The sequence below is a fragment of the Actinomadura meridiana genome, assembly GCF_039537545.1.
In the GTDB taxonomy this organism is placed as follows: Bacteria; Actinomycetota; Actinomycetes; order Streptosporangiales; family Streptosporangiaceae; genus Spirillospora; species Spirillospora meridiana.
On sequence record NZ_BAABAS010000004.1, the window covers coordinates 295,560 to 316,626 of the forward strand.

General features: G+C 71.8%; 20 protein-coding genes and 1 riboswitch. Of the genes, 14 read left to right on the forward strand and 6 right to left on the reverse strand.

Annotated elements, in window-relative coordinates:
* Window position 1: 1 nt before the first annotated feature.
* Window positions 2–607, reverse strand: a complete 606-nt coding sequence (locus ABD808_RS05300; RefSeq protein ID WP_344890669.1) for a TetR/AcrR family transcriptional regulator — start codon at window positions 605–607, stop codon at window positions 2–4.
* Window positions 608–1,039: 432 nt separating this feature from the next.
* On the opposite strand from ABD808_RS05300, the gene ABD808_RS05305 reads away from it, so the two are divergent.
* Window positions 1,040–1,867 carry an NmrA family NAD(P)-binding protein gene (locus ABD808_RS05305; RefSeq protein ID WP_344890672.1) on the forward strand — a complete coding sequence of 276 codons (828 nt, stop codon included), beginning with the start codon at window positions 1,040–1,042 and terminating at the stop codon, window positions 1,865–1,867.
* 142 nt (window positions 1,868–2,009) lie between these two features.
* Here the strand turns inward: ABD808_RS05305 and ABD808_RS05310 are convergent, their stop codons facing one another.
* Entirely contained in the window at window positions 2,010–2,195 is a 186-nt protein-coding gene (locus ABD808_RS05310) for a hypothetical protein (RefSeq protein WP_344890675.1), read from the reverse strand.
* A 274-nt stretch (window positions 2,196–2,469) separates the two neighbouring features.
* On the opposite strand from ABD808_RS05310, the gene ABD808_RS05315 reads away from it, so the two are divergent.
* A complete protein-coding gene (locus tag ABD808_RS05315; RefSeq protein ID WP_344890678.1) occupies window positions 2,470–2,793 on the forward strand; it encodes an MOSC N-terminal beta barrel domain-containing protein in 324 nt (107 codons plus the stop codon).
* A gap of 108 nt (window positions 2,794–2,901) precedes the next feature.
* Here ABD808_RS05315 and thiC read toward each other — a convergent pair whose 3' ends face one another.
* Both thiC and ABD808_RS05325 read right to left on the reverse strand, forming a co-directional pair.
* Window positions 2,902–4,632, reverse strand: a complete 1,731-nt coding sequence (gene thiC / locus ABD808_RS05320) for a phosphomethylpyrimidine synthase ThiC (RefSeq protein WP_344890680.1) — start codon at window positions 4,630–4,632, stop codon at window positions 2,902–2,904.
* A riboswitch (TPP riboswitch) is annotated at window positions 4,628–4,741 on the reverse strand. It overlaps the preceding gene by 5 nt.
* A gap of 61 nt (window positions 4,742–4,802) precedes the next feature.
* Window positions 4,803–5,741: a hypothetical protein gene (locus tag ABD808_RS05325; protein WP_344890683.1), complete on the reverse strand. Its 939-nt coding sequence runs from the start codon at window positions 5,739–5,741 to the stop codon at window positions 4,803–4,805.
* A gap of 148 nt (window positions 5,742–5,889) precedes the next feature.
* On the opposite strand from ABD808_RS05325, the gene clsA reads away from it, so the two are divergent.
* A complete protein-coding gene (gene clsA, locus ABD808_RS05330) occupies window positions 5,890–6,567 on the forward strand; it encodes a cardiolipin synthase ClsA (RefSeq protein WP_344890686.1) in 678 nt (225 codons plus the stop codon).
* A complete protein-coding gene (locus tag ABD808_RS05335) occupies window positions 6,564–9,062 on the forward strand; it encodes a sugar phosphate nucleotidyltransferase (RefSeq protein ID WP_344890689.1) in 2,499 nt (832 codons plus the stop codon). The genes clsA and ABD808_RS05335 overlap by 4 nt, the downstream gene beginning before the upstream one ends.
* A gap of 15 nt (window positions 9,063–9,077) precedes the next feature.
* Here ABD808_RS05335 and ABD808_RS05340 read toward each other — a convergent pair whose 3' ends face one another.
* Window positions 9,078–10,415, reverse strand: coding sequence for an aminotransferase-like domain-containing protein (locus ABD808_RS05340; RefSeq protein ID WP_344890692.1), 1,338 nt, complete (start codon window positions 10,413–10,415; stop codon window positions 9,078–9,080).
* A 93-nt stretch (window positions 10,416–10,508) separates the two neighbouring features.
* On the opposite strand from ABD808_RS05340, the gene ABD808_RS05345 reads away from it, so the two are divergent.
* A complete protein-coding gene (locus tag ABD808_RS05345; protein WP_344890695.1) occupies window positions 10,509–11,147 on the forward strand; it encodes a LysE family translocator in 639 nt (212 codons plus the stop codon).
* Window positions 11,148–11,159: 12 nt separating this feature from the next.
* Here the strand turns inward: ABD808_RS05345 and ABD808_RS05350 are convergent, their stop codons facing one another.
* Entirely contained in the window at window positions 11,160–13,319 is a 2,160-nt protein-coding gene (locus tag ABD808_RS05350; RefSeq protein WP_344890697.1) for an MMPL family transporter, read from the reverse strand.
* A gap of 155 nt (window positions 13,320–13,474) precedes the next feature.
* Between ABD808_RS05350 and ABD808_RS05355 the strand changes: the two genes are divergently transcribed.
* From ABD808_RS05355 to ABD808_RS05395, 9 genes are all read left to right on the forward strand, one after another.
* A complete protein-coding gene (locus tag ABD808_RS05355) occupies window positions 13,475–14,167 on the forward strand; it encodes a response regulator transcription factor (RefSeq protein ID WP_344890700.1) in 693 nt (230 codons plus the stop codon).
* A complete protein-coding gene (locus tag ABD808_RS05360; RefSeq protein ID WP_344890703.1) occupies window positions 14,167–15,621 on the forward strand; it encodes a sensor histidine kinase in 1,455 nt (484 codons plus the stop codon). Before ABD808_RS05355 ends, ABD808_RS05360 begins: the two co-directional genes overlap by 1 nt.
* Before the next feature lie 38 nt (window positions 15,622–15,659).
* On the forward strand, window positions 15,660–16,523 hold the full coding sequence (locus ABD808_RS05365; RefSeq protein WP_344890706.1) for a DUF881 domain-containing protein: 864 nt from the start codon (window positions 15,660–15,662) through the stop codon (window positions 16,521–16,523).
* Complete coding sequence (locus ABD808_RS05370) at window positions 16,520–16,852, forward strand: small basic family protein (RefSeq protein WP_121436092.1); 333 nt, start codon at window positions 16,520–16,522, stop codon at window positions 16,850–16,852. The genes ABD808_RS05365 and ABD808_RS05370 overlap by 4 nt, the downstream gene beginning before the upstream one ends.
* Window positions 16,849–17,565 (forward strand): DUF881 domain-containing protein, encoded by a 717-nt coding sequence (locus tag ABD808_RS05375; RefSeq protein ID WP_344890715.1) that lies wholly within the window; start codon window positions 16,849–16,851, stop codon window positions 17,563–17,565. Before ABD808_RS05370 ends, ABD808_RS05375 begins: the two co-directional genes overlap by 4 nt.
* A gap of 312 nt (window positions 17,566–17,877) precedes the next feature.
* The gene (locus ABD808_RS05380; protein WP_344890718.1) at window positions 17,878–18,408 is read left to right on the forward strand and encodes a double zinc ribbon and FHA domain-containing protein; all 531 of its coding nucleotides are present in this window, start codon (window positions 17,878–17,880) and stop codon (window positions 18,406–18,408) included.
* A gap of 19 nt (window positions 18,409–18,427) precedes the next feature.
* Window positions 18,428–19,171: a transcriptional regulator FtsR gene (ftsR, locus tag ABD808_RS05385; protein WP_344890720.1), complete on the forward strand. Its 744-nt coding sequence runs from the start codon at window positions 18,428–18,430 to the stop codon at window positions 19,169–19,171.
* A gap of 142 nt (window positions 19,172–19,313) precedes the next feature.
* Window positions 19,314–19,784 carry a bifunctional nuclease family protein gene (locus ABD808_RS05390; RefSeq protein WP_067886188.1) on the forward strand — a complete coding sequence of 157 codons (471 nt, stop codon included), beginning with the start codon at window positions 19,314–19,316 and terminating at the stop codon, window positions 19,782–19,784.
* A gap of 679 nt (window positions 19,785–20,463) precedes the next feature.
* Window positions 20,464–21,066, forward strand: a complete 603-nt coding sequence (locus ABD808_RS05395) for a MerR family transcriptional regulator (RefSeq protein WP_344890732.1) — start codon at window positions 20,464–20,466, stop codon at window positions 21,064–21,066.
* The last annotated feature ends 1 nt before the right edge of the window (window position 21,067 follow it).

Below are 21,067 nucleotides of genomic sequence, written 5' to 3' on the forward strand. Positions count from 1 at the left end.
CCTACTCGGATTCGTCCGGGAACGAGGCACTAATCGCGAGCAGCCCAACAGTCGCAAGGGCCAGCAACCGATCCGCCGCCTCCGGCTCATGCTCGGTGACCACCGCGATCGCGCCCGCCAGCCGCAGGGCGTCCGCGAACGAGGCGTCGCCGGGCACGTCCCCGGCCTTCTGCGCGCGGACGAACAGGGCCTCACCCGCGTCACGCGCCGTCCGGCACGCCGTGCCGGGATCGGGCCGTCCCTCCCGCAGCGACACCAGGGCGGAGGCCGCCATCCCGGGAAACGCCGTGGTCCCCGCGATGAACCTCCGGAGCCACTCCGTGAACGCCTCCCCGGGCGCTGGAGACTCCAGAAGCTCCCGGGCCCGGACCGTCAGGTCGGCGTAGACGTCGTCGAGCAGCGCCTCCAGAAGATCCTGGCGCGTCGGGAAGTGGCGGTAGAGCGTTCCGATGCCGACGCCCGCCAGCCGGGCGACCCCCTCCAGGGACCCACCCGCGCCGTCGCGCTCGAACAACTCCCTGGCCGCGGCGAGCAGCCGGGCACGGTTGCGGCGCACATCGGCGCGCACCGCCCGGACCTGGGCCGTCTGCGTGTCGTCGCTGGTCACCTGTGTCGTCGGTCCTTCCCGGCGGGGCAGCGGGCCTGCGGCGAGATCCACGGGATCCGCGATTTTGGAACGGTCCCTTGATACTAGCCCGCCGATCACGCCCCCGCGCCGCCGATCTTCGTTCCGCCCCCGGAAAACCACCTGGTCAGGCACCTCAACGGGCCGGTGAACACGTCCGCCCCCGAAACCAATCGGCCCCTCACCCGCGTCTCCACGAGTAGAAGCACGACCCCGATTTCGCAAACCCGCTCCCGCAGGAGGGAATCTTTCCGGCGGCCCCAGCGATATACACCCGCAGGAGTTCCCGGCAATTCCCGGACAGTTTCCGTGGCCCCTGACGCAAGCAGACGAAGACGTCGTTGATGAAACGCGCCGTGGCCGCTGGAGCCAGTCGTGACCATATTGCCGGTCATCGAACAAAGGAGCACGAAAATGACCGTTCTGGTGATCGGAGCGACCGGGAAGACCGGTAGGCCGCTGGTCGAGGCACTCACGGCACGCGGCGTCGAAACACGCGCTGCGAGCCGCAACCCTGACGCGAACGGCGTCAGGTTCGACTGGGTCGACCGCGAAACCTGGGCGCCCGCCCTCGAAGGGTCTGAGGGACTCTACGTCGTTCCGCCGTACGCGGTACCCGACGGTGCCGGGCTCGTCCGCGACCTGCTCGCCGCCGCGCCCGACCTGCGCCGGGTGGTGCTGCTGTCGGTCCTGGGCGTTGACCTGTTGCCGGACGCGATCCCGATGGCCGCATGGGAGGACGAAGTCCGTTCCTCGGGCAAGGAATGGACCATTCTGCGGCCGAACTGGTTCCAGCAGAATTTCGGCGAAATCTTCGCCCCATCCCTCCGCGAAGGCGGAACATTGGAACTCCCCGCCGCCGACGCCGAGGTGGCGTTCATCGACACCCGAGACATCGCGGACGTCGCCGTTTCCGCACTCACCGAAGAGGGCCACGCAGAAAAGGCGTACGTCCTGACCGGCCCCCGTGCCCTGTCCCACGCGGAGGCCCTCCGAGTCCTGGGCGAGGCGGCGGACCGCAAACTGACCTACACCGCACTGGACCCCGACGCGTTCGTCAACGGCATGCGCGCGGCTGGTGTCGACGACCGTTTGGTGGAGTGGCAGCAGGGCTTGTTCACGCTCGTCCGCGACGATGAAAGCGCGGTCGTGACCGACACGGTCGAACGCGTCACCGGCCACCCCGCACGCCCCCTGGAGACCTTCGCCCAGGAAAACGCGCCCCTCTGGCGTGATCGGTAAGGCATGGCCAGCGGCGTGTACCCGATCATCGACTACCGGGACGCCCCCCCAGCATGATCGAGCGCGGTCGACGACGCGCGGGCCCTGACCGAACGCCGTCCAAACAACGCCGCCCAGCACCCGGACCGCCACCGCCCGGCGCTCAGGCCCCCGCAGCCCGCACAGGCCTGGGCGCCGTGGCGATGAGCACGCGACGAAAGTCACGAACAGCCGCACGCTGCCGCTGGTCACCGGGGACGGCGTCCAAGAGCACCCGCCCCACCTCAGTGGTCAGTTGCGTCCGGTAGACGGCCGGGACCATGTCGAGCACGGTCGCGGCCTGCCGCATGCCCCGATCGGTCCCGCCCTTCACGATGGCGCACAACGCCCCGAGCGCGACCAGAACTTGGAGTGCTTCCTTCGGGCGCGGGCGGGTGGAAGCCCTCAGGTCACCCGCCCGCGTCTGGAGGAGCGAGGACTGACACCTGGAGCGTTAAGTCTGGACGAGCGGTCGGTGGGTGTTCTGGGCGCAATCTGACGAGTCTGTGTCAGGTAGTGCCCTTTTGGCTGGCTCTTGGGTGACGGCGATCCATAGCGTGGTGGCTCGGCGCGGGAGGAGTGCGATGGCAGTCATCACCGAGCTGTACACCTATCCGGTCAAAGGGTGTGTGGGTGTTCCGTTGACTGAGGCGGTGTTGGGGGAGGCCGGATTGGCGTACGACCGTGCCTTTATGGTGATTGGTGAGGACGGGGTGTTTCGTAGCCAACGCCGGGATCCGCGGCTTGCGGTCGTCCAGCCCGAGGTCAGCGCGGATGGGGCGCGTCTTAGCCTTTGTGCTCCGGGTGCGGACGTGCTGAATGTTGATGTCGATCTGGGCGCTGCGCGGAGTGGCGTTTGGTGTGACGTTCTCCGTGGTGCGTCCGGGGAAGCTCGCGGTGGGGGATGAGGTCATCGTTGTGGCTTGGGGAGAGTCGGAGGCCCGGGTTCGGGGGGATGGCTGATCGGTGCCTGGAGCGCCCCCGCTGGGGGTTGGGCGGGGGCGCTCTGGGGTTGGTCAGGCGCCGGGGGAGAGGGGGAGGTAGACGCGGTTGCCGGAGGCTTTGAATTCGTTGGACTTTTCTTGCATGCCTGCGGTGAGGGCGTCCTGGTCGGTCAGGCCGTGTTCGTCGGCGTAGCGGCGGACGTCCTGGGTGATTTTCATGGAGCAGAAGTGCGGGCCGCACATGGAGCAGAAATGCGCGGTCTTCGCGGGGGCCGCCGGGAGGGTGGCGTCGTGGAACGCGCGGGCCGTGTCCGGGTCTAGGGAGAGGTTGAACTGGTCTTCCCAGCGGAAGTCGAAGCGGGCGTCTGAGAGCGCGTCGTCCCATGCCTGGGCGCCCGGGTGGCCCTTGGCCAGGTCGGCGGCGTGGGCGGCGATCTTGTAGGCGATGACGCCCGCCTTGACGTCGTCGCGGTCCGGGAGGCCGAGGTGCTCCTTGGGCGTGACGTAGCAGAGCATCGCGGTGCCGTACCAGCCGATCATGGCGGCGCCGATCGCCGAGGTGATGTGGTCGTAGCCGGGCGCGATGTCGGTGGTCAGCGGGCCGAGGGTGTAGAACGGGGCGCCGTCGCACCACTCCTGCTGGAGGTCGACGTTCTCCTTGATCTTGTGCATCGGGATGTGTCCCGGGCCCTCGTTCATCACCTGGTTGTCGAACTCGGCGGCGATCTTCGTCAGCTCGCCCTGGGTGCGCAGCTCCGCGAACTGCGCCTCGTCGTTGGCGTCGGCGATGGAGCCGGGACGCAGGCCGTCCCCGAGCGACCAGGTGATGTCGTAGGCGGCGAAGATCTCGCACAGTTCGCGGAAGCGCGTGTAGAGGAAGTTCTCCTGGTGGTGCGCCAGGCACCACGCGGCCATGATCGAGCCGCCTCGGGAGACGATGCCCGTCTTGCGCCGGGCCGTCAGCGGCACGTAGGAGAGGAGGACTCCGGCGTGGACGGTCATGTAATCCACGCCCTGCTCGGCCTGCTCGATCACCGTGTCGCGGAAGACGTCGAAGGTCAGCTCGGCGGGGTCGCCGCCGACCTTCTCCACCGCCTGGTACAGCGGGACGGTCCCGACCGGGACGGGCGAGTTCCGCAGGATCCACTCGCGTGTGGTGTGGATGTCCCGGCCCGTCGACAGGTCCATGATCGTGTCGGCGCCCCAGCGGGTCGCCCACGTCATCTTCTCGACCTCGTCGTCGATGGACGAGGCCACCGCCGAGTTCCCGATGTTCGCGTTCACCTTCACCAGGAACTCGCGGCCGATGACCATCGGCTCGATCTCGGGATGGTTGATGTTCGCGGGCAGCACCGCGCGTCCGGCGGCCAGCTCGTCCCGGACGAACTCCGGCGCGACGCCCTCGCGCAGCGCCGCGAACTCCATCTCCGGGGTGATCTCCCCGCGCCGCGCGTACGCGCGCTGGGTCACGGCGTCGCCGCTCGCCCGGCGCGGACGTCGCGGGAGGCCGTCGAGAGCGGGCGCCCCGGGACGCTCCGCGCGGCGCCCGTCGTCCTCGGGACGCGCCGCGCGGCCCTCGTACGGTTCGGTGTCGCAGCGTTCGGCGATCCACAGCTCCCGCAACGGGGGCAGCCCGGTGCGGACGTCGGGCTGCTGGACGGGGTCGGTGTACGGCCCGGACGTGTCGTACAGGACGACGGCGTCACCGCTCGTCAGCCGCACTTCGCGCATCGGGACGCGGATGTCGGGACGCGAGCCCCGCAGGTACGTCTTGCGGGCGGATGGAACCACAGGTTCGGTCATGACGACTCGATCTCTCCCTACGCCGGCATTACCCGGTCAGGTTCATGCGGTCAGCGGCCGTCCCAGCCGCTATCTCAGCCCGGTTCGCCGGACCCCCGCGATCTGTCGTCGTCGACGCTAACCCGCCGCACCCCGGTTGCCGCAACCGCCGTCCATGGGGTACGGGGATCTCAGGACCGCACCACCAACGGCAGCGCCAGCGTGAGCGTGCGCAGCGGTTCCGGGGTGGACGGCGACCGTTCCAGCCGTGCGTCGCCCTCGCCCGTCGCCGTCCGCAGTGATGCGGACTCGCGTCCGTCGACGCCGGTGACGACATGCCGGTCGCCGACCCGCCGGGTGGCGCCGAGAAACGTTCCGCCGCGCGCGTGGAAGGACGGCTCGTCCCGCCCCCTGAGCGTGCCGAGGAGTGCGCCGTCCGCGCCGAACACGCGCGTGACGCGGCGGCCGAGGGCGGGCCGCTTGACGACGAGCAACCGCCCCGCGTGGCGGTCGCGCAGCACAACGGTCCGGCGTCCGCAGGAGACGGCGAGGAGGGCGCCGCCGCGCTGGTCGTGGAAGCGGCCCGTGCCGTCCAGCAGCACGTGGTCGGCCCTGGCCAGCGGGTTGCCCGGCGGTGGTTCGACCTCCTTGCCCGCGTCGTCCAGGACGCGCCACGGCGCCCCGAGGTGTTCCGCGACCGCCGTCCGCGCTGCCGGAAGCCATCCCGGAGGGAGAGATCGGTCACGCAGCAACGGGGCGGCGTCGTCGTCGATGTCCACGACCGCGCCGACGCACGCGGCCGCTTCGGCGTCGAACCAGACCGTCCAGACCGGATCGGTGACGGGCCACACGATCCCCATCGCGCACACGGAACCCGCCGGGACGGACACCTCTCGCGCGCCACGGCGCAGGACCAGGCCCTTCCGCCCGATCGTCACGACGAGCCGCGTCCGGTGGATCACGAACGCCCACGCCGCCGCGGCCAGGGCGACGAGCACGCCGCCGTACACAGCGACGTCCGACAGCAGGCCGAGCACGCCGAGCGCGAGCGCGGCGAGACAGGCGCGGAACGGCCACCGGTAGGCCCGTCTTCCGAGCGTGATCCGGAGCTCCGGCGAGGCGACGGACACGGGCAGCCCTCCGTGATCGAGATTGCAGAACTATAGGGCGAACCAGCCGTCTCCACGGGAAGCGTCGATCCGCCGACGCCAGCCGGGGCTTTCACAATCCTTACCGATAGGGTCAGGATCAAGGGGGAGCAGGGAGGCGAGTGCGTCGGTGAGCACACAGCAGGAAGCCCCGCAGGACCGGATCCTCACGGTGCCGAACAGCCTGAGCCTTGCCCGGCTGGTGGGCGTCCCGCTGTTCCTGTGGCTCGTCCTGATCGAGGCGGACTGGTGGGCCCTCGCCCTGCTGGTCCTGGCGGGGCTGTCGGACTGGGCGGACGGCAAGCTGGCGCGGGTCCTCAACCAGACCAGCAAGATCGGCGCGCTGCTCGATCCGGCCGCCGACCGGCTCTACATCCTGGCGACGCTGATCGGGCTCACGATCCGCGACATCATCCCGCTGTGGCTGGTGGTGCTGCTCGTCGCCCGCGAGGTCGCGATCCTGCCGATCGCGCCGATCGTCCGGCGGCTCGGGTACAGCGGGACGCTGCCCGTCCATTTCATCGGGAAGGCGGGCACCATGTGCCTGCTGTACGCCTTCCCGTTGCTGTTGCTGGGCGACCATGACGGGGCCGCGGCGACCACCGCGAAGGTGATCGGCTGGTCGTTCGCGATCTGGGGCGCGGGACTGTACTGGAGCGCGGCCGCCCTGTACTGGATCCAGACCCGGCAACTGGCGGTGGCCGCCCGCGACGGGTCCGGCCCGCCCGGTGAGCCGCCCGGTGAGCCGCCCGAGTCCGGGCCGTCCGGTCCGTCCGGCGAACAGGAGGGAGCGGAGACCCCCCGATGAAGGCCGTCGTGATGGCGGGCGGCGAGGGGACGCGGCTGCGTCCGATGACCGCCAACCAGCCGAAGCCGCTGCTTCCCCTCGTCAACCGGCCGATCATGGAGCATGTGCTGCGGCTGCTGAAACGGCACGGGTTCGGGGAGACCGTCGTCACCGTCCAGTTCCTGGCCGCGCTGATCCGCAACTACTTCGGCGACGGCGAGGACCTCGGCATGTCGCTGAGCTACGCGACGGAGGAGGTCCCGCTCGGCACGGCGGGCAGCGTCAAGAACGCCGAGGAGGCGCTGCGCGACGACCGGTTCCTGGTGATCTCCGGGGACGCGCTCACCGACATCGACCTGACCGACATGGTGCGGTTCCACGAGCGCAACGGCGCGCTCGTCACGATCGGGCTGAAGCGCGTCCCGAACCCCCTGGAGTTCGGGATCATCATCGTGGACGACGACGGCCGCGTCCAACGGTTCCTGGAGAAGCCCACGTGGGGGCAGGTGTTCTCCGACACCGTCAACACCGGCATCTACGTGATGGAGCCCGAGGTCCTGGACCACGTCGCGGCGGGTGAGCCGGTCGACTGGTCCCACGACGTGTTCCCGGCGCTGCTGGACGCGGGCGCCCCCCTCTTCGGGTACGTCACCGACGGCTACTGGGAGGACGTCGGCACCCATGAGAGCTACTTCAAGGCACAGGCCGACCTGCTGTCCGGGCAGGTCGGTGTCGAGCTGGACGGGTTCGAGGTGTCGCCCGGCGTGTGGGTCGCCGAGGGCGCCGAGGTCGACGCCGACGCCGTGCTGAAGGGCCCGCTGTACATCGGCGACTACGCCAAGGTCGAGGCCGGGGTGGAGTTGCGCGAGTACACCGTCCTCGGCAGCAACGTGGTCGTGAAGGAGGGCGCGTTCCTGCACCGCGCGACCGTCCACGACAACGTGTTTGTCGCGTCGTCGGTGAACCTGCGCGGCTGCGTGGTCGGCAAGAACACCGACGTCATGACCGGCGCCCGCGTCGAGGAGGGCGCGGTCATCGGCGACGAGTGCGTGATCGAGGCCGAGGCGTTCGTGTCCAACGGCGTGAAGGTCTACCCGTTCAAGACGATCGAGGCGGGCGCCGTCGTCAACACCAGCGTGATCTGGGAGTCGCGCGGACAGCGCAGCCTGTTCGGGCCGCGCGGCGTGTCCGGGCTGGTCAACGTCGAGATCACGCCCGACCTCGCGGTGCGGCTCGCCAGCGCCTACGCGACGACGTTGAAGAAGGGCTCGACCGTCGTCACCGGACGGGACGTCTCCCGCGCCGCCCGCACCCTGAAACGCGCGGTGAACAGCGCGCTGACCGCGTCCGCGATCAACGTCCGCGACCTGGAGGCGACGCCGCTGACCGTCGCCCGGTTCGAGACGGGCCGGGAGGAGGCGGTCGGCGGCATCTACCTGCGGACGACGCTCGGCGACCCGCAGGGCGTCGACATCATCTTCCTCGACCCCGGCGGCGCCGACCTGTCGCAGGCGGCGCGGCGCAGGCTGGAGCGCGTGTTCGGCAGGCAGGAGTACCGCCGCGCGTTCCCCGGCGAGATCGCCGAGCTGACCTACCCGCCGCGCGTCGTCGAGACCTACACCCGCGACCTGCTGCGCCGCGTCGACATCAGCGGGGTCCGCGAGGCCGGGCTGAAGATCGTCCTGGACTGCGCGGGCGGCGTCGCGTCGCTGGTGCTGCCGAACCTGCTCGGCGCGGTCGGCGTGGACGTCCTGACCCGCAACGCCGGGCTGGACGAGGCCAACCCGACCGAGACGCTCGCCGAGCGGACCCGCGACCTGGAGCGGCTCGGCGAACTGGTGTCGTCGTCGCGGGCCGCGTTCGGCGTCCGGTTCGACCCGGTGGGGGAGCGGATCTCCCTGGTGGACGACAACGGCGAACCGGTCGACGACGACCGGGCCCTGCTCGTCATGCTGGACCTGGTCGCCGCCGAACGGCGCGGCGGCCGCGTCGCGCTGCCGGTCACGACGACGCGGGTCGCCGAACAGGTGTGCCGGTTCCACGGCGTGCGCGTCGAGTGGACGTCCACCTCGCAGGACGACCTCACCAAGGCCGCCGAGAAACCCGGTGTGATCTTCGCGGGCGACGGGCGCGGCGGGTTCCTGATGCCCGAGTTCAGCGGCACCGTCGACGGGATCGCGGCGTTCGTCCGCCTCGTCGGCCTGGTCGCCAGGACACGGCTGACCCTGTCGCGGATCGACCGCCGCATCCCGGACGCGCACCTGTACCGCCGCTCCGTCCCCACGGCGTGGGCGGCCAAGGGCGGCGTGATGCGCCATGTCGTGGAGGCCGCCGGGGACCGCACGGTCGACACCACCGACGGCGTCCGCGTGGTCGAGGACGACGGCCGCTGGGTCCTGGTCCTCCCCGACCCGGCGGAGGCCGTCACCCACCTGTGGGCCGAAGGCCCCGACGCGGACACCGCCCAGGCCCTCCTGACGGAATGGTCCGCGGTCGTCGAACGCGCGGGCAGCTGACCCCGCTGCCCGCCGTCAGTCGACGGGGACGTCCTCGGGCGATCCGGCCGCGATCTCGGCGAGGACGTCCAGGGCCCGAGCGAGGGTCTCCAGCGGCGGCGACGCGAGGCCGACGCGGACGGCGCGGGGTGCGGCGGCCGTTCCGGCGGTGAAGGCGGCGGCGGGGGTGACGGCGATCCCACGGCGCGCCGCAGCGGCGACGAAGGTGTCGGCGCGCCACGGTGCAGGCAGCTCCCACCAGCAGAAATACGACGGTGGGCCGTACCCGGCGGCGTCCGGGAGTCGGTCGGCGGCGAGGCGATGGCGGGTCGCGGCGTCGGCGCGTTTCGCGCGGGTCACCGCCTCGACTGTGCCGTCGGCGATCCAGCCGGACACCGCCGCGAGCGCGAACCCGGTCGGCGCCCACGCGCCGGAGCGCAGCGCGGCGGCGACACGCCCGTACAGGTCGGCGGGCGGGACGGCGAACCCGATCGTCAGGCCCGGCGCGAGACGCTTGGAGAGGCTGTCGACGACGACCGTGCGCCGCGCGGCCAGGGACGCCAGCGGCGCGGGACCGTCCTCGGGGAGGAACGCCCACACACGGTCCTCGATGGAGTGGAGGCGGAGCCGCTCCAGGGCGGCGCCCAGTTCCGCGCGGCGGACCCACGGCATCGTCGTCCCGGTCGGGTTGTGGAGCGTGGGCTGCACGTACACCGCGCCGAGCGGCGCGGCGCGGTGCGCGTCGGCGAGGGCCTGCGGAATCATCCCGTGCTCGTCGGCCGCGACCGGGACGAGCGTCACTCCGAGCCGGGCCGCGATGCCCCTGACCACCGGATACGTCAGCGCCTCGACCGCGAGCCGCCCGCCCGGCGGCACGAGCGCGGCCACGACTCCGGCGATGGCCTGGCGCCCGTTCCCCGCGAACAGGACGCCGGACGGGTCGGGCCGCCACCCGGGCACGGCGAGCAGTCGCGCGGCCGCCTCCCTGGCCTCGGGGGTGCCCGCGACGCCGGTCGGCCCGAGCGCGCCCTGGAGGACGTCCGGGCGCAGCAGCCGTTCCAGCCCGGCAGCCAGCAGCGCGGTCTGCTCGGGCACGACGGGGGAGCTGAGTTCCAGGTCGACGCGCGCGTCGCCGGGCTCGGTCAGCGCCTGGACGGCCGGACGGTCGGCCGCGCGGACGAACGTCCCACGGCCCACCTCGCCGACCACGATGCCCCGCCGCCCCAGCTCCCGGTACACGCGGCTCGCCGTCGAGACCGCGATGCCGCGTCGTCGCGCGAAGGCGCGTTGCGGGGGCAGCCGGTCGCCCGGCCGGAGCCGTCCCGTGGCGATGTCGGCGGCCAGCTCGTCCGCGACCCGCCGGTAGTCGTCCACCGCACCCCCGATTGCACCGAGAACAATCTCATTATTGCACTGAGCTTACTCGGACATCTACTCTCGGGGCATATCGACGACGTCAGGAGCGCAATGATCTCGACCAGCGCCATGGTGGCCATCGCGGTCTTCGCCCTCGGGCTCGTGCTGACCCCCGGACCCAACATGATCTACCTGGTGTCGCGGTCGGTGACACAGGGCCGCCGCGCGGGACTGATCTCGCTCGGCGGGGTCGCCGCCGGGTTCCTCGTCTACGTCACCGCCGTCACGGCCGGTGTCACCACCGTCTTCACGCTCGTCCCGCAGATCTACACGACGATCAAGGTGGCGGGCGCGGCGTACCTGCTGTGGCTGGCCTGGCAGGCGGTGCGGCCGGGCGGGACGACGGCGTTCGCCCCGAAGGACCTGCCCGCCGACCCGCCGCGCCGCCTGTTCGCGATGGGCCTGGTCACCAACCTGCTCAACCCGAAGATCGCGATCCTGTACGTGTCGCTGCTGCCGCAGTTCGTCGACCCGGAGCGCGGGCACGTCGGCGTCCAGATCATGCTGCTCAGCCTCACCCAGATCACCATCGCGATCACCGTGAACGCCCTCATCGTGCTCGGCGCGGGCGGCATCGCCGTGTTCTTCGCCCGGCGGCCCGGCTGGCAGCGGGCCCAGCGTTACCTGATGGGCTCCGCGCTCGCCGGGCTCGCCGTCCACCTCGGGTTCACCCGAACCGCCGCGCCCTGACCGCCCGCGCGGTCAGACCGGGATCGGCACGCGATCCTCCTCCTCCCGCGCCGGAAGCGGCGAGGGACGGACGCGCAGCACACGCGCCGCCCAACCCGGCAGCCACCAGTTCCAGCGGCCGAACAGCGACACCGCCGCCGGGACGAGCAGCGCCCGCACCACGGTCGCGTCCAGCAGGATGCCGAGCCCGAGCCCGGTCGCGAAGATCTTCACCTCGACGACGGGCGCGGCGGCCAGGGAGGCGAACGCGAGGAAAAGGATCAGCGCCGCGCTCGTCACCAGCCGTCCCGTCCGGCCGAGACCCGCGACGACCGCCGTCTCCGTCGAGCCCGTCCGGTCGTACTCCTCACGCAGCCGGGCCAGGATGAACACCTCGTAGTCCATCGACAGCCCGTACAGGAACGCGACGACCATCGCCGGGACGAACGACGCGATCGACCCGGTCGCGGAGATCCCCCAGAACAGGTCGCTCCCGTTGCCGCGCTGCCACACCAGGACGATCGCGCCGAGCACGGCGGCCAGCGACAGCAGGTTCAGCAGCACCGCCTTGAGCGCCAGGAGCAGCGACCGGAACGCGCGGGCGAGCAGCACGAACGTCAGCAGGCAGACCAACGTCAGCATGAGCGGGAACGTCCCGTACACCTTGGCGACGAAGTCGATGTCGTTCGCGGTCTCGCCGCCGACCTGCGCGCCCGGGGGAACCGCGTCGCGGATGGCGTGGACGAGGTCCTTGCCCGCGTCCGTCCCGCCCTCGTCGACGGGCAGGACGGTCACCAGCGCCGACCCGTCCCGCCGCCACGCGGGCCCGGAGGGCGCGACGACGGCCTGCACGGCGTCCAACGAGCGCAGCTTCGTCGCGGTGGCGTCCGGGTCGGCGCCGCGCGGCAGCAGCACGTCCACCGGGGTCAGGACGCCGGACGGCACCCCCGCGCCGCGCAGGTCGGCGAGCCCGTCGTAGGCGGCCCCCGACTTCGCCAGGGCGCGGCTGTCGGCCTCGCCGAGGTTCAGGCCCAGCGTGGCGGACGCGAGCCCGCCGAGCACGGCCAGCGCCGCCACCGCCGCCACGACCCGGTACCGGACGACGCGCCGCGCCCAGCCCGTCCAGGCCCGGCCCGCGCGGGCCCCGTCGCCGCGCCACCGGGGCGCGATCCGGTCGAGCGCCGGACCGGCGGTGACGAGCAGCACCGGCAGCAGCGTCAGCGTCACCAGCGCGCTCACCGCCGGGATGATCACACCGCCGTACGCGACGCTGCGCATGAACGCGACCGGGACGACGATCATGGCGGTGAGGCCGATCGCGACGGCCGCCGCGCTGAACACCACCGCGCGCCCGGCGGTGGCCATGGCCCGCCGCGTCGCGTCCTCGGTCGACAGGCCCCGCGCCCGTTCCTCCCGCCACCGCGTCACCAGGAGCAGCGAGTAGTCGATGGCGACGCCGAGGCCGATGAGCGCCACCACGAACTCCACCATGAAGTTCACGTCGGTGACGCCGGTGAGGGCGTAGACCAGCAGGAACGACGTCAGGATCGACACGACCGCGATCAGGAGCGGCACCACCGCCAGCACCGACCCGAACACGAACACCAGGACGACGAGCGCCCCGACCCCGCCGATGACCGTCTCGGTGAGGACGCTCGGGCCGTCGCTGCCCGCCTCGTCCGCCAACCCGTCCACGCTGGTGACGCGCAGCGTCGCGCCCGGCGGCAGCAGCGGCCGCATCGCCTCGGTGACCGGCCCGGCCGGGTCGGGTCCCTCGTCGAACTGGCTCGCCCCCGGATCGACCTTCGGATAGACGAGGCCGTAGACGACCCGGCCGCCGTCACCCGTGAACCGGGCGTCGCCGGTGTCGGCGTACGACACGACCCGGCCGTCGAGCCGTTTCCCGGCCGCCGCGAACGCCGCGCCCAGGTCGCCGCGCACGGCGGGCGTGTTCGCCGTTGTCCCGGCGGGCAGCGTCACCACCGGGATCAGGGGTTTCGCGTCGCCACCCGTCCCGTAGGCCGACACGATCGCCGCGTTGGCGTCCCGCGCCGCCGAGCCCGGTGGCGCGAAGTTCTCGACCAGGCGGTCGGGCACGTTGAGCGCCGCGAACGCGCCCGCGCACGCCGCGACGAGCCACACCAGGCTCACCAGCAGCCGGTGCCGCAGCACGAATCCAGAGAATCTGTCCATGCGCCCATGGCAACGATCCGCTCTGCGGACGCCGTGTGAACGGTCTTGGAGATCCCTGTGAACCCGGACGCGCCACCGGACTCACAGCGATCTCTAAGAGGCCCCACAGAAGCCCCTCAGTGCGCCCGTGCCGCCCACCGGACAGACTGGACACCGTGACCCCCACCAAGATCCTCGTCGTGGACGACGAGGCGTACCTCGCCGATCTGGTCGCCACCGCGCTCCGCTACGAGGGCTTCGAGACGGCCGTCGCGGGGTCCGGCGCCGAGGCGCTCGCGAGCATCCCGCGCTTCGGGCCCGACCTGATCGTCCTGGACGTGATGCTCCCGGACGGCTCGGGCCTGGACGCCTGCGCCCGGCTGCGCCGCGACGGCTACGAGGCCCCCGTCGTGTTCCTCACCGCCCGCGACGCCACCGAGGACAAGATCAAGGGGCTCACGGTCGGCGGCGACGACTACGTCACCAAGCCGTTCAGCCTCGCGGAGTTGATCGCGCGGATCCGCGCCGTGCTGCGCCGCACCCGTCCCGGCGAGCGGGAACGGTCCCGGCTGTCGTTCGCCGACCTGGAGATCGACGAGGACACCTACGAGGTGCGGCGCGGCGGCGTGCTGGTCGACCTCACCCCCACCGAGTTCAAGCTGCTGCGCTACCTGCTCCTCAACGCGGGACGGGTCCTGACGAAACGGCAGATCCTCGACCACGTGTGGCAGTACGACTTCGGCGGCGGTGACGGCGTCGTCCAGACCTACGTCAGCTACCTGCGCCGCAAGCTCGACGACCGCGACCCCCGCCTCATCCACACGGTGCCGCGTGTCGGCTACATCATCCGCATGCCCCGGGAAAGCTGATGTCGCTGCGCAGGCGCATCGTGCTCACCCAGCTCGGCCTGCTCGCGCTCGGCCTGTTCATCGCGGGCGCGTCCAGCTTCGCCGCGATCTACGGCTGGAAGAACGACAACGAGCACCGCCGCATGACCGCCGTGGGCCGCGAGGCCGCCACCCTGTTCGCCGAACGGAACACCACCGGCGAATGGTCGCGGCTCCCGGCCGCGACCGGGCAGCTCGCCCGGCTGTGGCGCGCCGCCGGGGAGGGCGGCGGACTCCCGGTGTTCCTCCAGATCCGCCGCGCCGACGGCACGGTCGTGGACACCGTGTCGCTCGCCGGGACGCCGCCGCTGCCGGACGACCTGCGCCCCCGCCGCGCGTCCCCCGACAACGTCGACGGGGAACGGTTCGTCCGCACCGAGTCCGAGCCGCCGAGGGGCGGCGGCCCGTTCAAGCCCGACGGGCTCAACTGGATGGTCCGGACGGCCTGGGTCCCCGGCGGGCAGTACTACCTCGTCACCGCGATGCGCACCACCGAGCAGGACGAGTTCTTCGGCCGCACTCTCGGCACCCAGATCCTCGTCACCGCGCTCGTGCTCGCCGGGGTCGGGCTGCTGGTGTGGCGGGCCGTCCGGTGGGCGACCCGACCGCTGGAGGAGATCGCCTCGACGGCCGCCAGGATCGGCGACGGCGACCTGTCCCGCCGCGTCGCGGTGCCCGGCCCGAAGACGGAGGTGGGACGGCTCGCCATCGCCCTCAACGGCATGCTCGGGCAGATCGAGGCGGGGTTCCGGGAGCGCGAGGCGTCCCGGGATCGGCTGCGCCGGTTCGTCGCCGACGCGTCCCACGAACTGCGCACGCCCGTCGCGACCGTGCGCGGCTATGCCGAACTGTTCCGGCGCGGGGCCGCCGACCGTCCCGAGGACCTCGCGAAGGCGATGAGCCGCATCGAGTCCGAGGCCGAGCGGATGGGCCGCCTCGTCGACGAGATGCTGCTGCTGGCCCGCCTCGACCAGGGCCGTCCGCTGGAGCGCGAACCGGTCGACCTGGCCGCGCTCGCCGCCGACGCCGTCGCGGACGCCGTCGTCGTCGACCCCGACCGCCCGCTGACCCTGGACGCCGACGGAGAAGTCATCGTCACCGGCGACGCCGAACGCCTCCGCCAGGTGCTGGACAACCTGCTGACCAACGTCCGCCGCCACACGCCTCCCGGCACGGCCGCGACCGTCCGCGTGTCAGTGCACGACGCGGAAGCCGTCCTGGAGGTCGCCGACGAGGGGCCCGGCATACCGGACGACGACCGCGCCCGAGTGTTCGAACGCTTCTTCCGCGCCGACCCGTCCCGGTCACGCGACCGGGGCGGCTCCGGGCTCGGCCTGTCGATCGTCGCGGCCGTCGCCACGGCGCACGGCGGCCGCGCGTCCGTCGACACCGCGCCCGGCGGCGGCACCGCCGTCACGGTGGCGCTGCCGTGCTGATCCCGCGTTCCCTCCCCTGATGGGGCCATGATGGGGCGGTGATCACAGACGACGACCGGGACGGATGGCGGCGGCCCGACGCGTCCATGTCGCTCCTCGCGGACCTGTTCGCGGGCAAACTCCTCGACCACGGCTACGCCGAGGCCGCCGCGCGCCGGGCCCGCTCCGGCGACCCCGCCCCCCGCCGGGGCCGCCTGCGGGGCGGCGGCGTGCTGCTCGTCCTCGTCCTCGCCGGGACGCTGATCGCCGTCGCCGGGGCCGAGGCGCGGCAGGGCGAACCCGTGGCCGCCGAGCGGCGCTCGCGGCTCATCGACGCGATCCACGCCCGCACCGCCGAGACCGACGCCCTCCAACGCCGCCTCGGCCGCCTGCGCGCCGACACCGAACGCCGCCGCGCCGCCGCCCTCGCCCGCAGCGAGTCCGGCCGTGGCCTGCGACAGTGGCTCGCCACCGTGACCGCCGAAGCGGCAGCCACGCCCGCCGCCGGAGAGGGCCTGGTCGTCACCCTCGACGACGCGCCCCGCGACGACACCGCCGACAGCGGCGGCCGCGTCTACGACCAGGACCTCCAGGTCCTGGTGAACGGGCTCTGGGCGGCGGGCGCCGACGCCATCGGGATCAACGGGCAGCGCCTCACGCCCACGACCGCGATCCGCGCCGCCGGGAAGGCCATCCTCGTCGACTACCGGCCGCTCGGCCGCCCTTACGAAGTGACCGCGCTGGGTGACCCCGGCCGCCTCCGCGACAGGTTCACCGGATCGGCCGCCGACCTGCGCCTCCGCGACCTGAACAAGCGCTACCGGATCAAGTACGACACGCACCGCTCGTCCGGCGCGACGCTGCCCGCCGCGGGCGCCGTCAGCCTGCGGTACGCGGCCCCCAGCCAGGGGGGCGGGCATTGATCGCGCTGATCGGGCTCGTGATCGGCGTCGCGCTGGGCCTGCTGGTCCAGCCGGACGTGCCGCTCTGGCTGGAGCCGTACCTGCCCATCGCGATCGTCGCGGCCCTCGACGCCATGTTCGGCGGCATCAGGGCCCGGCTGGAAGGGATCTTCGACGAGAAGGTGTTCGTGGTCTCGTTCGTCAGCAACACCGTCATCGCCGCGCTGATCGTCTTCCTCGGCGACAAGCTCGGCGTCGGCTCCCAGCTGTCCACCGGCGTCGTGGTCGTCCTCGGCATCCGGATCTTCTCCAACGCGGCGGGCATCCGGCGGAAGCTGTTCGGCGCATGACCGACCACGACGACCCCCGGACCCCGCAGACCCCGACGGGCCCGCGCGAGCTCCTCACCTTGTTGCGACCGCGAGTCAGCATGGGCCAGCTCGTCGGCGGACTGCTCTGCCTCCTGCTCGGCTTCGCCGCCGTCACGCAGATCCGCTCCAACGAGCGCGACACCACGTTCGCCACGGCGCGGCAGGACGAACTCGTCGTCGTCCTGTCCGATCTGGGCCAGCGGTCCGAACGGCTGCGCGGCGACCTGCGCGACCTGGAGGACACCAAGGCCCGCCTGGAACGGGACGCCGAAGGCGGAACCGCGTTGGAGGAGGCCCGCAGGCGGGCGACCACCTACGGCCTCCTCGCGGGCGTCCTGCCCGCCGAGGGCCCCGGCGTCGAGTTGATGATCACCGACCCGAGGCGGGGCGTCAAGGCGCTCAACCTGCTGGACGCCCTCCAGGAACTCCGCGACGCCGGAGCCGAGGTCATCCAGGTCAACGACGTGCGCGTCGGCGTCGACACCTACTTCCTGGACGGCGGGAACGGCATCCTCGCCGACGGCAGGCCCCTCGCCGCCCCGTACCGGTTCCGCGCCATCGGCGACGCCCACACGATGACCACCGCGCTGAACATCCCGGGTGGCGTCGTCAAGACTCTTCAGGGCGCGGGCGCCACTGTGTCGATCACCCAACGCGCGAAAGTCACCGTCGACGCGATACGGTCGTCGTAGGGGAAAACGGGGAAGGTGGTAAACCCGGCGCCTGGCTCAGGCGTCGCGATCAGGGCTGTCCGCGCGGCGGCGTAGACCTGCGATCATTGACGAATGTAGTTTGGTCCAGCCGGCTCACCGTTCCAGTTGACCCCTCGGGTAATACCCGCGTAAGTTGCGGCGACCGTCCCGTACGCGGCCGGTGAGTTCGGACCGTGGTCGGGGGCGGGCCCCCGGCGTGGGTTGGTTGAAGGATGCGCGTGGCGCTGGCGGCTCCCGTTCCGGCGGGACGTCCGTGGGCGGCACGCCGATGGTAGGAGGCCGAGCCGATCGATGCCGAGCGTCTACTGCACGCAGTGCGGTCACGCCAACCCGGATGATGCCCGCTTCTGCTCCAACTGCGGCACTCCGCTGACCCGGAGCCCGCTGCCCCCCCGTGAGTCGCCCGGCGAGTCCACGTCCACGATCTCCATCGGCGGGTTCGAGGCGCTGGACACCGACACGGGCGCCGAGGAACCCTCGCTCGGACCCGACCAGATGACCATGGAGGCGCTTCCCCCGGGAACCGCGCTGCTCGTGGTCAAGCGGGGCCCGAACGCGGGCAGCCGCTTCCTGCTCGACCAGGACCGCACGTCCGCCGGTCGGCACCCCGAGAGCCACATCTTCCTGGACGACGTCACCGTGTCCCGCCGGCACGCCGAGTTCGTCCGCCAGGGCGGCGTGTTCTCCGTCCGCGACGTCGGCAGCCTCAACGGCACCTACGTCAACCGGCAGCGGATCGACCACGCGGGCCTGACGGGCGGCGACGAGGTGCAGATCGGCAAGTTCCGGCTGATGTTCCTGACCAACCCGGCGCACGCCTGACGGGCGACGAGGGAGGGCCATGAACCCGCAGCCAGCCCGGTCCCCGATGACGATCGGGGACGTCCTCGGACTGCTCAGGCCCGACTTTCCCGACATCACCATCTCCAAGATCCGGTTCCTGGAGTCCGAGGGGCTCGTGGAGCCGCGGCGCAGCCCGTCCGGCTACCGCAAGTTCGGCGACGCCGACGTCGAGCGGCTCCGGTTCGTCCTCGCCGCGCAGCGCGACCACTACCTGCCGCTGCGCGTCATCAGGCAGCACCTCGAAGCCCGCGACCGCGGCGAGACCGTGCCGCCGCTCGGCGCCCGCCGTCCCGGCGAGGACGACCACCGTCCCACGGTCGACGAGCGCCGTCCGCGCACCCTCGTCGCCGCCGACACGACCGCCGAGGCGCCCGCCGTCCACCTCACCCGCCGCCAGCTCCTCGACGGCGCGGGGATCGACGAGGCCCTCCTCGCCCGCCTGGAGGAGTACGGGCTCGTCCGCCGGACCGGCGCCCGCTACGACGGCGACGCGCTGAACATCGCCCGCGCCGCCGCCGCCCTCGGCGAGTACGGCTTCGAGGTCCGGCACCTGCGCGCCGTCAAAGCCGCCGCCGACCGCCAGGCCGGCCTCATCGAGCAGATGGTCGCCCCACAACTGCGCCGCCGCGACCGCGGCGCCCACGAGCAGGCCGCCGAAACCGCCCGCGAGATCGCCGCCCTCTCGGTGAAACTGCACGCCGCGCTCGTGTCCGCGGGCCTACGCGAAAGTCTCGACCGCTGATCATGTCCGCCGCGCAGGATTTTGCCCGACTCGGGGCACCACGAGCCGTCGGGGCCGGGGTGTACGTTGGCTACAGGGTTCGGTCACGAATCGATCCGCTGCACGTGGTGATCGAGACAGCGAGAACCAGCAGGGAGCCGCAGTGAAGCAGATGGAGGTCGTCGGCGTCCGGGTCGAGATGCCCTCCAACCAGCCGATCGTCCTGTTGAAGGAGACGGAGGGCGACCGCTACCTGCCCATCTGGATCGGTGCGGTGGAAGCGACCGCCATCGCCTTCGCGCAGCAGGGCGTCCTGCCCGCGCGCCCCCTCACCCACGACCTGTTCCGCGACGTCCTGGACGCCCTCAGCGTCCAGCTCCGCACCGTCAACATCACCGCCCTGCGCGAGGGCATCTTCTTCGCCGACCTCGTCTTCTCCAACGGCGTCGAGGTCAGCGCCCGCCCGTCCGACTCCATCGCCCTCGCCCTGCGCACCGGCGCCACCATCTTCGCCAGCGAGGACGTCCTCGAAGAAGCCGGGGTGGCCATCCCCGACGAGCAAGAGGACGAGGTCGAGAAGTTCCGCGAGTTCCTCGACACGATCTCCCCCGAAGACTTCGGCCGCGCTGGCTGACGGCGGGGGAGGTGTGTTCCCAAGCGTTGCCTGCTCCCCAAAGCGCCGCCAGCCCCTGTCAGCCCAGGGGGACGACCCCCTGGAACCCCCGAGGCGGGGGGGTTCCGCCCCCCACACCCCCCAACCAGCTCGGTGGTACACGCCCACGCACGGGGCCGCCTGACCAGAGGCCCGAGTCGAGTGTTGGGGGAGTCCGGGGTGGTACACGCCGGGCGCAAGAGCCGGAGTGAGCGTGAATGCCGCCGTATAATGGGTAGGCATACAAAAGCGTTCACTATCCGCATCAACCCCAGCCGTCGTAGCAACCACGCAGGGGCCCGACCGTTGCGATCGCGTCCGAAGGCAGGTTTCGAGTTCGCGAGGAAACCTGATCGCGAAGCGAGCCGCTAGGCGAGTCGGGAGCGATGCAGCGACCGCACGCAGTGTCCGACGATGGAGGCCCGCCAGGGCCGAAGGAGGAGGGCACTGCAATGAACACAGTGCACAACGATGGAGGGCGCCCAGCGCCCGAAGGAGGAGTGCGCTGCCATAGGCACAGAAAAACGCAGTAAAGACGCGCCGAGGGTGGACGTTGACCACACCCTGACCGGCACCTACCGTGCTGGTGGAACGTCCGTGGTGTAATTCGTCAAACCCCCTTGACGAAGCGCCGCGGGATGATTTGGAGCCGGAGGTCCGCGTGGCGGTGAGCAGCGGCGAGGGCAAGGCGACCCCCGAGAGGCACATGGCGTCCCAGCGCGCCGGGGAGCAGGGTCTGCTCTTCGACACGCGGGTGTCAGCGCCACCGGAGGATGTCGGCTACCGCGGCCCGACGGCCTGTGCCGCGGCGGGGATCACCTACCGGCAGTTGGACTACTGGGCGCGCACCAAGCTGGTGGAGCCGAGTGTCCGATCCGCGCAGGGGTCGGGCAGTCAACGGTTGTACAGCTTCCGCGACATCCTCGTTCTGAAGGTCGTGAAGCGGCTCCTCGACACGGGGGTGTCGTTGCAGCAGATACGCACCGCCGTCAGCCATCTGCGGGATCGGGGCGTCCAGGATCTGGCGCAGATCACGTTGATGAGCGACGGCGTCAGCGTCTACGAGTGCACGTCGCCGGACGAGGTCGTGGATCTGCTCCAGGGCGGGCAGGGCGTGTTCGGCATCGCGCTCGGACGGGTGTGGCAGGAGGTGGAGGGCAGTCTCGCGGAGCTGCCCGGTGAACGCGCCGCCACGGACGACGACCCGTCGGAGCATCCGCACGACGAGCTGGCGAACCGGCGCCGCGCGCGCCGCACGGGTTGAC